The sequence below is a fragment of the Streptomyces sp. NPDC001663 genome (assembly GCF_042893105.1).
Taxonomy (GTDB): Bacteria; Actinomycetota; Actinomycetes; order Streptomycetales; family Streptomycetaceae; genus Streptomyces.
Genome location: NZ_JBIAUR010000020.1, coordinates 56,373 through 71,256 on the forward strand (window position 1 = coordinate 56,373; position 14,884 = coordinate 71,256).

The 14,884-nt window shown below is 70.2% G+C and carries 15 protein-coding genes and 2 tRNA genes; 5 read left to right on the plus strand and 12 right to left on the minus strand.

Annotated features, from left to right (window positions below; genetic code table 11):
* Positions 1-136 precede the first annotated feature (136 nt).
* From ACFY1L_RS45530 to ehuB, 6 genes are all read right to left on the minus strand, one after another.
* Positions 137-213, minus strand: a tRNA-Lys gene (locus ACFY1L_RS45530).
* 106 nt (positions 214-319) lie between these two features.
* The gene (locus ACFY1L_RS45535) at positions 320-1,078 is read right to left on the minus strand and encodes an IclR family transcriptional regulator (protein ID WP_388839574.1); all 759 of its coding nucleotides are present in this window, start codon (positions 1,076-1,078) and stop codon (positions 320-322) included.
* A gap of 223 nt (positions 1,079-1,301) precedes the next feature.
* Positions 1,302-2,078 carry an ectoine/hydroxyectoine ABC transporter ATP-binding protein EhuA gene (gene ehuA, locus ACFY1L_RS45540; protein ID WP_388839238.1) on the minus strand — a complete coding sequence of 259 codons (777 nt, stop codon included), beginning with the start codon at positions 2,076-2,078 and terminating at the stop codon, positions 1,302-1,304.
* 10 nt (positions 2,079-2,088) lie between these two features.
* Complete coding sequence (ehuD, locus tag ACFY1L_RS45545) at positions 2,089-2,739, minus strand: ectoine/hydroxyectoine ABC transporter permease subunit EhuD (protein WP_388839241.1); 651 nt, start codon at positions 2,737-2,739, stop codon at positions 2,089-2,091.
* Positions 2,736-3,467, minus strand: a complete 732-nt coding sequence (ehuC, locus tag ACFY1L_RS45550) for an ectoine/hydroxyectoine ABC transporter permease subunit EhuC (RefSeq protein WP_388839244.1) — start codon at positions 3,465-3,467, stop codon at positions 2,736-2,738. The genes ehuD and ehuC overlap by 4 nt, the downstream gene beginning before the upstream one ends.
* Positions 3,464-4,378 carry an ectoine/hydroxyectoine ABC transporter substrate-binding protein EhuB gene (gene ehuB / locus ACFY1L_RS45555; protein WP_388839247.1) on the minus strand — a complete coding sequence of 305 codons (915 nt, stop codon included), beginning with the start codon at positions 4,376-4,378 and terminating at the stop codon, positions 3,464-3,466. Before ehuB ends, ehuC begins: the two co-directional genes overlap by 4 nt.
* A gap of 47 nt (positions 4,379-4,425) precedes the next feature.
* On the opposite strand from ehuB, the gene ACFY1L_RS45560 reads away from it, so the two are divergent.
* Positions 4,426-4,920, plus strand: coding sequence for a DUF3830 family protein (locus ACFY1L_RS45560; protein WP_388839250.1), 495 nt, complete (start codon positions 4,426-4,428; stop codon positions 4,918-4,920).
* Here ACFY1L_RS45560 and ACFY1L_RS45565 read toward each other — a convergent pair.
* Positions 4,901-6,283 (minus strand): amidase, encoded by a 1,383-nt coding sequence (locus ACFY1L_RS45565; protein ID WP_388839253.1) that lies wholly within the window; start codon positions 6,281-6,283, stop codon positions 4,901-4,903. The two genes, ACFY1L_RS45560 and ACFY1L_RS45565, sit on opposite strands and share 20 nt — an antisense overlap.
* A 23-nt stretch (positions 6,284-6,306) precedes the next feature.
* Complete coding sequence (locus tag ACFY1L_RS45570; protein ID WP_388839256.1) at positions 6,307-7,254, minus strand: D-2-hydroxyacid dehydrogenase; 948 nt, start codon at positions 7,252-7,254, stop codon at positions 6,307-6,309.
* A 150-nt stretch (positions 7,255-7,404) separates the two neighbouring features.
* On the opposite strand from ACFY1L_RS45570, the gene ACFY1L_RS45575 reads away from it, so the two are divergent.
* From ACFY1L_RS45575 to ACFY1L_RS45585, 3 genes are read left to right on the plus strand one after another with little or no spacing between them, the layout of a single operon-like run.
* Positions 7,405-8,202, plus strand: a complete 798-nt coding sequence (locus ACFY1L_RS45575) for an aspartate/glutamate racemase family protein (protein ID WP_388839260.1) — start codon at positions 7,405-7,407, stop codon at positions 8,200-8,202.
* Positions 8,199-8,930 carry a decarboxylase gene (locus ACFY1L_RS45580; protein WP_388839263.1) on the plus strand — a complete coding sequence of 244 codons (732 nt, stop codon included), beginning with the start codon at positions 8,199-8,201 and terminating at the stop codon, positions 8,928-8,930. The genes ACFY1L_RS45575 and ACFY1L_RS45580 overlap by 4 nt, the downstream gene beginning before the upstream one ends.
* Positions 8,931-8,967: 37 nt before the next feature.
* Positions 8,968-10,101: an LLM class flavin-dependent oxidoreductase gene (locus ACFY1L_RS45585; RefSeq protein WP_388839266.1), complete on the plus strand. Its 1,134-nt coding sequence runs from the start codon at positions 8,968-8,970 to the stop codon at positions 10,099-10,101.
* Here the strand turns inward: ACFY1L_RS45585 and ACFY1L_RS45590 are convergent.
* A complete protein-coding gene (locus ACFY1L_RS45590) occupies positions 10,080-11,951 on the minus strand; it encodes a putative bifunctional diguanylate cyclase/phosphodiesterase (protein WP_388839269.1) in 1,872 nt (623 codons plus the stop codon). The two genes, ACFY1L_RS45585 and ACFY1L_RS45590, sit on opposite strands and share 22 nt — an antisense overlap.
* 313 nt (positions 11,952-12,264) lie before the next feature.
* On the opposite strand from ACFY1L_RS45590, the gene ACFY1L_RS45595 reads away from it, so the two are divergent.
* Complete coding sequence (locus ACFY1L_RS45595) at positions 12,265-13,542, plus strand: M6 family metalloprotease domain-containing protein (protein ID WP_388839271.1); 1,278 nt, start codon at positions 12,265-12,267, stop codon at positions 13,540-13,542.
* Between the two features lie 157 nt (positions 13,543-13,699).
* On the opposite strand, the gene ACFY1L_RS45600 is transcribed toward ACFY1L_RS45595, so the two are convergent.
* The 3 genes from ACFY1L_RS45600 to ACFY1L_RS45610 form a co-directional block, all read right to left on the minus strand.
* Positions 13,700-13,773: transfer RNA gene (locus tag ACFY1L_RS45600), tRNA-Lys, on the minus strand.
* A complete protein-coding gene (locus tag ACFY1L_RS45605; protein ID WP_388839274.1) occupies positions 13,764-14,357 on the minus strand; it encodes a bifunctional DNA primase/polymerase in 594 nt (197 codons plus the stop codon). The genes ACFY1L_RS45600 and ACFY1L_RS45605 overlap by 10 nt, the downstream gene beginning before the upstream one ends.
* A 130-nt stretch (positions 14,358-14,487) precedes the next feature.
* On the minus strand, positions 14,488-14,853 hold the full coding sequence (locus ACFY1L_RS45610; protein ID WP_361257225.1) for a hypothetical protein: 366 nt from the start codon (positions 14,851-14,853) through the stop codon (positions 14,488-14,490).
* Between the last annotated feature and the right edge of the window lie 31 nt (positions 14,854-14,884).

The window sequence follows — 14,884 nt, forward strand, 5'->3', positions numbered from 1 at the left end:
AGGGACTCGAACCCCGGACCCGCTGATGCTGCATTTTCCGGGGGATAACCCCCGGACCCCCAGCCGCTCCTGCAGGACCCGGGAGATATCTGCCCAAAAGGGAAGGCCCCTCGCTCCCACGAGAGGCCTTCACTGTTGGTGCGCCGCCAGGGACTCGAACCCCGGACCCGCTGATTAAGAGTCAGCTGCTCTAACCAACTGAGCTAGCGGCGCATGACTCACGCCGACCGCTTGATCTGTGTCTCGCGGGCGGCGACGAAGAAAATAGTACCTGGTCCGAAGGGGTGCTCCTGACCACCGGCCGGGGCGGTCGGGACGTCTAGATCGCCAGGGACAGCAGCACCGGCGCCGCGTTCCGGTTCAGGGCGTCCGCGGCCTGGCGCAGGCGGTGGGCGTCCTCCACCGGGAGGGACAGGGCCAGGCAGCCGACCGAGGAACCGGCGCTGATCGGGACGGCCGCGCAGACCGTGCCGACCGCGTACTCCTGGAGGTCGAGGTGGGGCACGGTCGGCGGCTGGGACTCCAGGCGGGAGAGCAGGAGCCGGTCGCTGGTGATCGTGCGCGAGGTGAGGCGGGCCAGCTTGTGGCGGGAGAGGTGGTCGCGGCGGCTGTTGTGGTCGAGCTGGCCGAGGAGGCTCTTGCCTATCGCGGTGGCGTGGGCCGAGTAGCGGAAGTCCACCCACTCGTTGACCACCGGGGTCGTGGGTCCGTCGGCGTACTGGGCGACCTTGACCTCGCCGTCGACGTACGTGCTGAGGTACACGGCCGCGCCCACCGAGTCGCGCAGCCGGTCCAGGGTGCGCTGGAGCTTTTCGCGCAGCGCCTGTTCCCGGCCCTGGGCGGAGCCGAGGCGGGTGAGCGCGTCCCCGGTGACGTACGCGCCGTCGGTGATCTGCTCGACGTAGCCCTCGCGGCGCAGCATCCTCAGGAGGGTGGTCAGCCGCTCCGGGGTGAGGCCGGTGAGCCGGGCGAGCTCGGTGTCGGTGATTCCGGTGGTGTGCCGTGCCACGGTCTCCAGGACGCGCAGGGCGTCCTGGGCCGAGTGGTACGGCGCGGTCGGCTCGTGCTTCAGCGCCACGGTGTTCCCCCTGCGCTCGCTCACTACTGGGCCGTAATCCGGACAGCGAATCTTTTCTACGATAACGGTCAAGAGGCTTGTTGTGAGCGGCTGTTGACGAGATTCCGACCCCGCCCCACCGCTCTCAACAGGGGCTCAGACACTCTGGCATATGCCGATGACATGACCCGACGCCGGGACCTCGGAGGTTGAACCGCGTTCAACCTCCGAAGCCTTCCCGAAGTCAGAGCACCGCGCTGAGAAATTCCCGTGTCCGGTCGTTCTCGGGCTCGCTGAAGATCTTCTCCGGCGGCCCCGACTCGATGACCCGGCCGGAGTCGAACATCAGCACCTGGTCCGAGATGTCCCTTGCGAAGTTCATCTCATGGGTCACGCAGAGCATCGTGATGTCCGTGGTGCGGGCGATGTCGCGCAGCACGTCGAGGACGCCCGCGACCAGCTCCGGGTCGAGCGCCGAGGTCACCTCGTCCAGCAGCAGCACCTGCGGCCGCATCGCCAGCGCCCGGGCGATCGCCACCCGCTGCTGCTGGCCGCCGGACAGCTGGGTCGGGCGGGCGTCGCACTTGTCGGCGAGGCCCACCAGGTCCAGCAAGTCGCGCGCCCGCTGCTCCGCCTCGTCCTTGGACAGGCCGAGGACGGTGACCGGGGCCTCGGTGATGTTGCGCAGCACCGACATGTTCGGGAACAGGTTGAACTGCTGGAACACCATCCCGATCTTCTTGCGGACCTCGCGGATCTGCTTCTCGGGGGCCGGGAAGAGCTGGTCCCCGGCGACCGTGATCGTGCCCTCCTCCGGCTTGGTGAGGGTCATCAGCAGCCGCAGGATCGTCGTCTTGCCGGAGCCGGACGGGCCGATCAGCGTGACGTGCTTGCCGGACTCGACGGAGAAGTCGAGCCGGTCCAGCACCGTGTTGGACCCGAAGCGCTTGGTGACGTGGTCGAAGCGGATCAGTTCGCTGCCGTCCACCGGCGGGTTGGCGCTCGCGTCGGGATCTTTCATCAGAGGGGTGTCAGCGGACAAGGCGTCGCTCCAGGGCTCGTACGAGAAGGGAGGCCGGGTAGGCGATGAAGATGAAGGCCACACCGATGACCGTCAGGGGCTCGGTGAACTGGAAGTGCTCCTGGGAGAACAGCCGTGCCTGGCCGAGCATCTCCAGGACGGTGATGGTCATCAGGATCGGTGTGTCCTTGAGCATCGCGATGACGTAGTTGCCGAGGGCCGGCACGACCCGGCGGATCGCCTGCGGCAGGATCACCACGGTCCAGGTGCGGCGCACCGGCAGGTTCAGCGCGGTCGCGGCCTCCCACTGGCCGGCCGGGACCGCCTCGATTCCGGCCCGGTAGACCTGCATCGTGTACGTCGAGTAGTGCAGCCCGATCGCGCAGATGCCCGTGGTCAGCGCGGGCCACGTCAGGCCCCACTCGGGCAGCACGTAGAAGAAGAAGAAAAGCTGCACCAGCAGCGGGGTGTCGCGGATGAACTCCGTGACCACCCCGACCGGCCAGCGCACCCAGCGGGTCGGTGTGCGCATCAGCAGTGCCCACACCAGGCCCAGCGCGAAGGAGATCAGCGAGCCGAGGGCGAGGATCTGCAGGGTGACCAGCAGTCCGTCCCAGAACTTCGGCATGAAGTCGGAGACAGCGCTCCAGTCCCAGGTCATGAGATACCTCCCGCGCCCGCGCCCGCTCCGACGCCGGTCGTCTCAGGACGGTGCAGCTCCTGCTCGGGCGTGCGCCCGACCTGCTTGCCCAGCCCTGCCTTGAGCTTGCGTTCCAGTCCGCGCATCCCCCGGGTGAGCAGGAAGGCGATGACGAAGTAGATCAGCAGGACGTACGTGTAGATCTCCGCGCTCTCCTGGAGTGCGAGGCGCACCAGGTTGGCGCTGAAGGCCAGGTCGCCCATGCCCATGACGGACACCAGCGCGGTGCCCTTCAGCAGCTCGATCAGCAGGTTGGAGAAGGAGGGGATCATCTCCGGCACGGCCTGCGGCAGCAGGACCAGCCGCATCCGCTGCCAGGGCGTGAAGCTGAGCGCGATCCCGCCCTCGCGCTGCGCCGGGTCGACGGCGTTCAGTGCGCCGCGCACGATCTCGGCGCCGTACGCCCCGTAGGTCAGGCCGAGTGCGAGCGTGCCGGCCCACAGGGGCACCAGCTGCCAGCCGAAGGCGACCGGCAGCACGAAGAACACCCAGAAGATCATGATCAGGGCGGAGGTCCCGCGGAACACCTCGGTGTAGAAGCCCGCGAGGAAGCGGACGATCCACAGCCGGTGCGTGCGGGCCATGCCGACCCCGAAGGCGACCGCCGCGGCCACCAGTCCGCTGAGGACCAGCAGCTGGACGGTGACCCAGATTCCGTGGAGTACGAGTTCCCAGAGTCCCGAGGTCATCCGCTCTTCCCTCCGCACAGCTCCTTGGCCGTGAGATCGGTCATCTCGGCCTTGGTGAACCCGAAGGGCTGCAGGATGCGGAACAGTTCGCCGCTTTCCTTCAGCTTGTGCAGCTCGACGTTGAAGGCGTCCCGCAGCCTGGTCTCGGTCGGCCGGAAGGCGAAGGCGCCCCCGTCGACATGGGGCTTGCCCTTGACGAGCGGTGCGAAGGCCTTGGTCGCCTCGGTCTTGGAGGACTTCTTGACGACCTCGCGGGTGGTGAGCGCCGTACCGGCGAAGACGTCGACCCGCCCCGCCTCCACGGCGTTCATCCCGGCGACCTGGTCCGGCACGATCAGGATGTCGCTCTCCTTGTACCCCGCCTCGACGGCGTACTGGATCTCTGCATACCCGGTACCGGTCGCGAACTTGGCCTTCTTCGCGACGACGTCCTTGTAGTCGTGCAGGCCCTTCGGGTTTCCCTTGCGCACGATGAAGGAATCGAGCATCTGGTAGTCGGGGTCGGCGAATATGACCTGCTGGCAGCGCTCGGGATTGACGTACATCCCGGCCGCGACGACGTCGAACTGCTGCGAGTTCAGGCCCGGAATCAGCGAGCCGAACTCCGTCGGCACGGCCTGCACCTTGTCGACGCCGAGCCGTTTGAAGACGACCTTGGCCAATTCCGGTGCCTCGCCGGTCAGTTCACCGTTCTTGTCGATATACCCGAAGGGGATCTCGCCCGCTATTCCCAGCCGTACGACACCTGCCGCCTTCAGCCGGTCGAGCAGTTCACCGCCTGCCGTCGTCGACGCGGTCGCCACGCGACTGCAACCCGCGGCGCCCAGCGCACCGAGCGCCGCCACCCCCGCGAGCAGCGACCGGCGGGTGGGTCCGGGTGTGTGTCTGTCGTTCCCAAAAGGTGGAGCCATGGCGGCGCGGCTACCCGAGAGCATGCGATGTATGCACCATGGGATGCATGGCTGACCGCTACATCGAAGTCTCGCTGGTCAAGCGTGGAATCACCTGCACGGCAAAACTGCTGGACGACCGCGCCCCTCTCACCTGCGCGGCCGTGTGGGACGCCCTTCCACTGGGCAGCGACGTCTATCACGCGAAATACGCCCGTAACGAGATCTACGCCCTTTTCCCGCCGTTCGCGGCATCGGAACCACCCCTGGAAAATCCGACAGTTACCCCGATTCCCGGAGATCTCTGTTATTTCTCCTTCGCGGGAACGGAACTCGGCACAAAGGCCTACGGCTACGACCGCGAGGTCCGCGCCGGCACGACCGTCGTGGACCTGGCCCTGTTTTACGAACGCAACAACCTGCTGCTGAACGCCGACGTCGGCTGGGTGCCGGGCATCGTCTGGGGCCAGATCGTGGAAGGCCTCGCGGAGATGGCCGAGGGCTGCAACGACCTCTGGCGGTCGGGGGCGGCGGGGGAGACGCTCAGCTTCCGCCGGACATGAGCGCGTGCGCCGCCCGCAGCACCAGATCGTCGCGGTGCCGGGCGGCCACCAGCTGCAGTCCGATCGGCAGGCCGTCCCCGTCGGTGCCGACCGGGACGGTCGCCGCGGGCTGCTGCGTCATGTTGAACGGGTACGTGAACGGGGTCCACCCCGTCCAGCGCCGGTGCCCCGAGCCCTTCGGCACCTCGGCGCCCGCCTCGAACGCGGTGATCGGCAGCGTCGGCGTGACCAGGAGGTCGTGGGACTCGTGGAAGTGGCCCATGCGGCGGCCGAGTTCCATGCGGACGTCCACCGCGGCGAGGTAGTCCAGCGCCGAGAGACGGGCGCCGACCCCGCAGATCTCCCGCAGCCCGGGGTCGAGCAACTTCCGCTGGTGCGGCCCGAGTTGCTGGGTCACCCGGGCCGCTCCCGAGAACCACAGGGCGTGGAAGGCGTCCACCGGGTCGGTGAAGTCGGGGTCGGTCTCGCTGACGTACGCGCCGAGTTCCGCCAGCCGCTCCACCGCCCGCCGCACCGCCGCGGCGACCGCGGGCTGCACGGCCACCTGGCCGCCGAGCGAGGGCGAGTACGCGACCCGCAGGCCCTTCACCCCGCCCGGCAGTGCGGCGACGAAGGAGCCGGGCGCGGCGGACAGCGCCGACCAGTCGCGGTTGTCCGGCACTCCGATCACGTCGAGGAGCAGCGCAGCGTCCGCCGCGTCCCGGGTCATCGGGCCCACATGGGCGAGGGTGCCGAAGGCGCTGGCCGGGTAGAGCGGGACCCTGCCGTACGTCGGCTTCAGGGCGAAGATGCCGCAGAAGGCCGCCGGGATACGGACACTGCCGCCGCCGTCCGTGCCCAGCGCCAGCGGCCCCGCGCCGAGGGCCACGGCGGCCGCCGCACCGCCGCTCGAACCGCCGGCGGTGCGGGCGGGGTCGTACGGATTGCGCGTGACCCCGGACTGCGGTGAGTCCGTGACGCCCTTCCAGCCGAACTCGGGTGTCGTCGTCTTGCCGATGAACACCGCGCCCTGCTCGCGCAGCCGGGCGACCGAGGGGGCGTCCTCGTCCCAGCTGCCCTTCTCCGAGATGGTGTTGGAGCCCTTGAGGGTCGGGGCGCCGCGCAGCAGCAGGATGTCCTTCACGGTCGTCGGGACCCCGTCCACCAGCCCCTTCGGCTCACCGCGCCGCCAGCGCTCCGTCGACTCCCGGGCCTGTGCGAGCGCCTCGTCGGCCAGCAGCCGCACGAACGCGTTCACCTCCGGCTGGATCCGCTCGGCCCGTTCCAGCGCGGCCCGCGTGGCCTCCTCCGGACTGAACTCCCCTTTGCGAAACCCCTCGACGAGTCGTGCGGCGGTCAGCTCGGTGAGCTCGAGGTCCGTCATCTGCCCTCCATCGCTAGGGCGGTTCAGCGTCCTGGTACGTACCCGCGTTTCTTGTCGACCACGTTCAGCAGCGGCCGGCCGGCCTCCCAGCGCTCGTACAACTCCACGAACTGCGAGCCGAGTTCGTCCCGCCAGCCGACCGTGTCACCGCTCATGTGCGGGGACACGATCAACCCCGGGACCTCCCACAACGGGCTTTCGGGGGTGAGGGGTTCGTGGTCGAAGACGTCCAGCGCCGCGCCCGCGATCCACCGCTTGGCGAGCGCCTCCGCGAGCGCGTCCTCCACGACCAGACCGCCCCGCCCGATGTTGATGAAACGGGCCGAGGGCTGCATCACGTCGAAGCGGCGCGCGTCGAACATGCCGTACGTCTGCTCGGTGAGCGGCGCGGCAGCGATCACCCAGTCGGCGCGGGCGATCAGCCGGTCGAGATCGTCGGGGCCGTGTATGCCCGTGTGCGGGGTGCGCCCGACGAGCGCGGTGGTGATGTCCAGCGCCTTGAGCGTGCGGGCGATCGTACGGCCGATGGGCCCGGACCCGACCACGCACGCGCGCGTGCCCGCCACGCGCTGTGTCTCCCGGTGCCGCCAGGTCCGCTCCCGCTGCAGCTCCCAGGTCCGCGGCAGATCCTTGGCCATGGTGAGGACGAGGGCCGCGACGTACTCGGCGATCGGCTGGTCGAAGATGCCGCGCGCGTTGGTCACCACTGTGTCGGACGCAGCGAGTTCCGGACACATCAGATGGTCCACGCCCGCGCTCGCCGTGTGCACCCAGCGCGGTCGCGGACCCCCGCCCGGCCAGGCGGCGCGCACGGCCCGGGACGCGAAGTCCCAGACCAGCAGCACGTCCGCGTGCGGCAGCCGCTCGGCGAGGGTCGACTCGTCGGCGTGCTCGATACGGGCGCGACCGGTGAGTCTGCCGAGGCGGGGGAGGGGTTCGGCGTCAAGGACGAGAAGGGTGGGGGTGGTCATGCGAAAGCCGTTTCTCGGGGCGGTTGCGGCCGTCTGACATGGGAGGTTTGACCACGCTCGCACCCGAACCTACCTTCGTCAACACGGGCGCTATGGGGGGTCCGTTGCTCCGCTGTTTCTCACGGTGAGGCGGTGGCTGCCATGGGCACCATGGACGTTTCATTTCTCGGTGGACCCCGCCCGCAACGCGGTGTCGGTGTGGTCGCCCCTTTCGACTTCGCGCTGGATCGAGAGCTCTGGCGCTGGGTCCCGGACGATGTCTCGCTCCATCTGACACGGACGCCCTTTGTGCCGGTCGAGGTGAGTCTCGACCTCGCGCGGCTGGTCAGCGAGCACGAGACGCTCGACGACGCGGTCCGCACCCTGACCGCGATCACACCCGAGGTCGTCGCCTACGCCTGCACTTCGGGCAGCTTCGTCGGCGGGATCGCCGGGGAGCGCGCGATGTGCGCGGCCATGACGCGCGCCGGCGCGGTCCCCTCGATCACCACCTCGGGCGCGCTCCTCGAGGCACTGGCGGCACTCGGTGCACGGCGGGTCGCACTCGTCACTCCGTACACCGTGTCGGTGACGCGCGCGCTGGAGGACTATGTCGCCGAGGCGGGCGTCAAGGTCACCGGCTGCGTGTACATGGGCCTGACCCGGCACATCTGGAAGGTCCCGTACCGCGATGTGGTCGCCATGGCCCACAAGGCGGTACGGCGCTCCGCCGACGTCCTGTTCATCAGCTGCACCAACCTGCCGACCTACGACGTCATTCCGCAGCTGGAGGCCGAACTGCGCATCCCCGTGATCTCGGCCAACCAGGTGACGATGTGGGCGGCCCTGGCCCGGCTGGGTACCCGGGCGGTGGGGCCGTATCAGGCGCTGATCGATCCGGCGGCGCGTTCCGGTCCCGTACTGCCGGAACTCCCGGACGGTGAACAGCAGCAGGAAGGCAGGTCATGACGGCACTCGGATTCCTCTATCCCGGCCATTCCGCCGAGGACGACTACCCGCGCATCGAGCAGCTGCTCGGCAGCGACATCCGCCTCGACGTCGTCCACACCGACATCGGCGAGGACGCGCACCGGGTCGACGCGCTGCTGAACATGGGCTCGGCCGAGCGGCTCGCGGCGGGAGTCGGGGAACTGCGCATGGCGGGCGCGGAGTCGGTCGTCTGGGCATGCACCAGCGGAAGCTTCGTCTACGGCTGGGAGGGTGCCCACGACCAGGTGCGCGCCCTCGCCCGCGCGGCCGGAATGCCCGCCTCCTCGACGTCCTTCGCCTTCGTGCACGCGCTGCAGGAGGTCGGGGCGCGGCGGGTGGCGATCGGCGCGACGTATCCCGAGGACGTGGCGGCGCTCTTCGCGGAGTTCCTGCGGGCGGGCGGCGTGGAGGTGACGTCGGTCCGCGGTGCCGGGATCATCACGGCGGCGGAGGTCGGCACCTGGGGCGAGGCGGAGGTGTTCCTGCTGGCGCGCGACGCCGACCGGGACGACGCGGACGCCCTCCTCCTCCCGGACACCGCCCTGCACACGGCGGCCCACATCCCCGCCCTGGAGAAGGAGCTGGGCAAGCCGGTCCTCACGGCGAACCAGGTCACCGTGTGGGAGGCGCTACGGCTTGCGGACCGCCGGGTGAACGCACCGAACCTGGGGGCGCTGTTCACCCGGGAGCCGATCGTCCAGGTGTGAGCAGCCTCCGGGAATAAAGCGGAGAGTGCCTCCTGTTATGGCCGTGCGCATACGGCGTCGTACCAAACAGGAGGCATCCACCGTGACGGCAGACGAGATCCGGGGCACCGCACAGGGCACCGCCCCCGTACCCCTCTCCGTACTGGACCTGGTCACCGTCGGAGCCGGCCGCACCGCCACCGACGCCCTGCACACCAGCGTCGCCCTGTCCCGCCTCGCGGAGAACCGCGGCTTCCACCGGTACTGGGTCGCCGAGCACCACTCCATGCCCGGCGTGGCCTCCTCCTCGCCCGCCGTGATCCTGGCCCACCTCGCCGCCCACACCGACCGCATCCGGCTCGGCTCCGGCGGCGTCATGCTGCCCAACCACGCGCCCCTCGTGATCGCCGAGCAGTTCGGCACGCTCGAGGCCATGGCCCCCGGCCGTGTCGACCTCGGCCTCGGCCGCGCGCCCGGCACGGACGGCGCCACCGCCGCGGCCCTGCGCCGCACCGAACGCCTCAACGAGGGCGCCGACGACTTCCCCGAGCAGCTCGCCGAGCTCACCCGCTTCCTGGACGACGACTTCCCGGACGGCCACCCCTACCGCCGTATCCACGCCGTCCCCGGCCCGGTCCAGGCGACCTCGCCCGGCGGCGTCCAGTCCCCGCACCGCCCGCCCGTCTGGCTGCTCGGCTCCTCCGGCTTCAGCGCCCGCCTGGCCGGCGTCCTGGGCCTGCCCTTCGCCTTCGCGCACCACTTCTCGGCGCAGAACACCATCCCGGCCCTGGACCTGTACCGGGAGTCCTTCCGCCCGAGCGAGGTGCTGGACGCCCCCTACGCCCTCATCGGCGTCTCCGCCCTCGCCACGGACGACGAGCGGGAGGCCCGCCGTCAGGTCCTGGCCGCCGCGCTCAACATGGTCCGCCTGCGCACCGGCCGCCCCGGCCTCGTCCCCACTCCTGAGGAGGCCGAGGCCTACGAATTCAGCCCGATGGAGCGGGACTTCGTCGACTCCTGGAACTCCAACGTCATCCACGGCACCGCGGACGAGGTCCGCTCCGGCCTCGACGACCTCCAGAAGCGCACCGGCGCCGACGAGTTGATGATCACGGGCAACGCCCACAGCGGGGACGTACGCCTGCGCTCGTACGAACTCATCGCCGACGCCTACGGGTTGCCGACCACCTGATCGCCGACGTGCGCGGCGGGCTCGGCGGGCACGAGCAGCTCGGAGATGCGATCCGGCGACACCGGCCGTGAGTACAGCCACCCCTGGCCGGTGTCGCAGCCGATCCGCCGCAGCCGGGTCGCCTGCGCCGACGTCTCCACGCACTCCGCGGTGACCGTCAGACCGAGCCGGTGGGCGAGCTGGATCATCGCCTCCACGACGACCTCGTCGGCCGGGTTCGGCGGGACGGCCCCGTCCTTGTCGCTCTCGTACTGGAAGCCCCGTACGAAGGAGCCGTCCAGCTTCAGCACCGACACCGGCAGCCGGCTGAGGTAGGCCAGGTTCGAGTAGCCCGTGCCGAAGTCGTCGATCGCGATGCGCACCCCCATGTCGCTGAGCGCCTGCAGCGCTTGCAGCGGCCGGCCCGCCGAGCCCATCACGGCCGACTCGGTGAGCTCCAGCTGGAGCAGGTGGGGCGCGAGGCCCGTCTCCGCCAGGGTCTCCGCGACGTCCGCGACCAGGTCCGAGTCCCAGACCTGACGCACCGCCACGTTGACGCTCACGAACAGCGGCGGCTCGTCCGGGTGGTCCAACTGCCACTGCCGCGCCTGGCGGCAGGCCGTGACGAGGACCCAGCGGCCCAGCGGCACGATCGAGCCGTCCTCCTCCGCCAATCCGATGAACCGATTCGGCGTCAGCACACCGAACTGCGGGTGGTTCCAGCGCACCAGCGCCTCGACGCCGTTCAGCCGGCCGTCCTCCATGCCCACCAACGGCTGGTATTCGAGGACGAATTCACCGCGCTCGATGGCGGGACGCAGCGTGGAGGCCAGGGCCTGGCGGGTCATGCGGTGGGCGTTGCGCTCCGGGTCGAACAGCGTCCAGCGGGCCTTTCCGTCGGCCTTCGCCCAGTAGAGGGTGGTGTCGGCCGCCTGCATCAGGGCAGTTGGCGTGGTCCCGACCGCGCGGCGCTCCACGACGCCGATCGACGCCGACACCGACAGCCGCCGGCCGTCGAGGTCGAAGGGCGCCTGGATCGCCTCCAGCACCGACTCCGCCAGCTCGGCCAACTGGTCCGTGCCCGTCGAGTCCTCCACCAGCAGCGCGAACTCGTCGCCACCGAGTCTGGCCACCAGCGGCGCGCTCGCTCTGGCGTAACCCGCCTCGTCCGCACAGCGCGTGAGCCGTTCGGCGACGGCGGCCAGCAGCCGGTCGCCGACGCGGTGGCCGAGCGTGTCGTTGACGGCCTTGAACCCGTCGAGGTCCAGGTAGCACAGCCCGATCCGGCCGGTGCCGCTCTCCGCGTACGACTCCGCCTCCAGCGCGGCCGTCAGCCGCTCGAAGAACAGGGTGCGGTTGGGCAGCCGGGTCACCGGGTCGTGCATCTCCAAGTGCCGCAGCCGTCCCTGGAGTTCACGGTGCGCGCTGATGTCGCTGAGAGACATCAGCAGGCAGCCGTCCTGACCGAGGGGCGTGACCGTGACCTGAACCCACACCGACTGCCCGTCGGGATGCTTCAGCCGGCGCGTGCAGCGCATCAGGGCCTCGCGGCCGCGCAGCATCTCGCGGTAGGCGTGCCAGTTGCGCGCGTCGGACGCCAGGTCCACCAGGTCGGCGGCGATACGGCCGGTCAGCGCGTCGGTGGCGGTGCCGAACAGGGCACCGAAGCCGTCGTTGGCGCCGACCACCAGGCCCTCGCGGTCGACGACCGCCATGGCCAGGGGGGCAGCCCTGAAGACCGAGTGGTACGCCGGCGGCTCCGTACGAGTCGCCTGCGGCTCGGTACGAGGAGACGCGTAGGTGTCACTCTCTGTAACGGCGGACCGCTCGAGGTCTGCCGCGGGCGCCGGCCCTTCGGACGTTCCGCTCACCGCTCGCTCCCGCAGTGCACTCGATCTCTGTCCGTGCAGGAAAGTGTGCCGATCATAGAGGCAGACCCAAGGGCCTTCCAGCCACAGTCCAGTGTCCCGGATTGAGTGGCACTTCTGACAGATCGTTTCTGCCCGCAGCTGGACGGGTTCTTGGGGCCCCCGACCATTTGTGACGTTCCGTGAGCGATTCGGGGGTGTCGGACCTGACGGTTTCCCGGCTCACTCACTCGTCCGGGGTAGGCAAACAGGGCGTAGTACGACAAATAAACACAAGCTGGGTGCGGTGTCCCGTGTACCGCTCCCGGAGGTCCCTGTGCCGCGTCAGTTCCCCCTCAAGGGATTCAGGGGCCCCCGACTGCGCAGCACCGCCGCCGTGTTCACCACCCTGTCCGCCCTCGCGGCGACCTCCCTGGTGACCGGGCCGTCGGTCGCCGAGCCGTTCTCGGCGGTGCCGTGCGCTCTGCAGCGCACCGACGCACACCACTCCGAGGGCCTCGACACCTGGAACGCCGCCTATCCGCGCCCGACCCGCGCCCTGAACGCGGTGATGGTCTTCCTGTCCTTCCCGGACTCGGTGCCGCGGACCACGCCCGCCGAGCTGACCGCCGACCACTTCCCGGCCACCAGCCGCTTCTTCGAGCAGGCCTCCTACGGCAGGTTCACCCTCCGCCCGCATCCGCTGAACCACTGGATCCGGATGCCGCGGGCGTCGACGTCGTACGCCATACAGCGCGACTGGAACGCCAAGAACCGTGACGCCTACCTGCATGACGCGCTGGCCGCCGCCGACCCCCAGGTCGACTTCTCCCGCTACGACATCGTGTACTTCGTCGCCGACCCGGACGCGCCCGGGGTGGACTCGGACGCGACGAAGGTCGTCAATCTCGACAGCCCACTGCACGCCGACGGCAAGGACATCCGGCGGGTCGTCACGGTCTTCGAGCGGCATCCGCCGGACCGGCTCGTCCTCGCGCACGAGACCGGGCACGTCTTCGATCTGCCGGACCTGTACCACCGGCCGGACGACGGCAAGGGCGACTGGGACACGTACGTCGGCGACTGGGACCTGATGGGCAGCCAGTTCGGGCTGGCCCCCGATCTGTTCGGCTGGCACAAGTGGAAGCTCGGGTGGCTGGACCCGCGGCAGGTGGTGTGCGTGCGGGAGGCCGGCGTCACGCGACTTACCCTGGAGCCGCTGGGCGCGGGGCCGGGCGTCCCGGCGACGGGCGTGGCGGGGCCGCCGGCCTTCGGGGTCGGGCACGGCACCAAGCTCGCGGTGGTGCGGACGGGGCCCGACAGTGTGCTCGCCTTCGAGGCGCGCGGTCCGGTCGGCAACGACACGGCGGTCTGCCGGGCGGGCATCCTCGTCTACCGGGTGCGCAGCGGCATCGAGTCCGGCACGGGCCCGATCGAGGTCGTCGACGCCCACCCGCACACCGAGGCCTGCTGGGAGAACTCCGTCTACCCACCCCTGGCGGACGCCCCGGTCGGCTTGGGCGAGAGCTTCACGGTCCCGGACACGCACGTACGGGTGGAGGTGGAGGGGCGGACGGTTTCGGGGGCGTGGACGGTGAAGATCACGTCCGAGTAGCCCTCGGCCGACGGCCACATCGGCTGACGGCCACATCGGCCGACGGTGAAGGGGGTGTGGGTGGCGGAGCCCCCACAACGCGCGGCGAAGCCGCGCAAAAACGACGATGGCGAGGCGGGTTCGCGCTTTCCGCGAACACGCCTCGCCATCGACATCGTGCGCCGCCAGGGACTCGAACCCCGGACCCGCTGATTAAGAGTCAGCTGCTCTAACCAACTGAGCTAGCGGCGCCTGCTGACGTCGTAGACCTTAGCATCCTGATCGGCGGGAGGAAAAATCGATATCCGGACCGCGGCGCGGGCCGCCCGCACGGCCGCCCAGAGCAGGATCTCCGGGCCCGGCAGCCAGGGGTGACGGGTGTCCGGGGCGACGAGCCAGCGGGAGTCGCCCGAGGTCGGGGTGGTGGGGGCCCGCAGGGCCGGCACGGTCACCGCGTCGCCGTTGCCGTGGCACAGCAGCGGCGGGATCGCTCCCGTACGGCCGATCTCCTCCCAGCGCAGCAGCGAGGGCAGCCGCTGGGCGGTGCCGGGGGCGGCGAACAGCAGCATGCGGCCCCGTAAGGTCGCCACCGGGCCCGAGCCCGGCCCCTCCTCCCACAGCCGGTCGACCATCCGGCGCCCGAAGACCGCGGGCGCGCTGACGACGTCGAAAGCGGAGCCGCAGGGCAGCACGACCGGGGCGTGGGGTCGCTCCTCCCACAGGGCGAGCGTGCTGCGCGGATACGTTCCGGCTGAGGCGAGCCAGGCGGCGCCGTCCGAGGTGACCCCGCAGACGTCGAATCGGTCGGAGAACGGATCGTTGCGTTCGCTGCTCATGGCATCTACATCTACCGGCCGTGAGCGCGCGGCTCCTGAGGGTTGCCGGAAATCGGGACAGGAGGGGGTGGCGAGGAGTATCTTGCCCGCCTGGCATATGCCAATCCGAAGTGGACCGTGTTCACACCGCTCACACGGGGTCCGCGGAGCCTCGTCCCTCGGCGCCGCGCATCAGGTCCCGGCCGAACTCGACCATCTTCTTGGCATAGTCCTCGGTCCATTCCGCACGTTCCGCGATGTCCGCCGGCGTCAGCCGGTCGAACCGCCGTGGGTCCGCCAGCTGCGCGGCCGCCATCGCCTGGTACTCCACCGCCCGGTCCGCCGCCGCGCGGAACGCCTGGGCCAGTTCCGTCGAGCGGGCCAGCAGCGCCCGCGGGTCGTCGATCGACTCCAGGTCGAAGAAGTGCTCAGGGTCGGAGGCCGCCTCCGCGGGCTCGAAGAGCAGGGGCGCGGGGCGTAGCCGCGGTTCGTTCCGACGCGGCGTGGGCTCCGCCATGTCTTCTCCTCCTCGTACGTCGCGGACGACC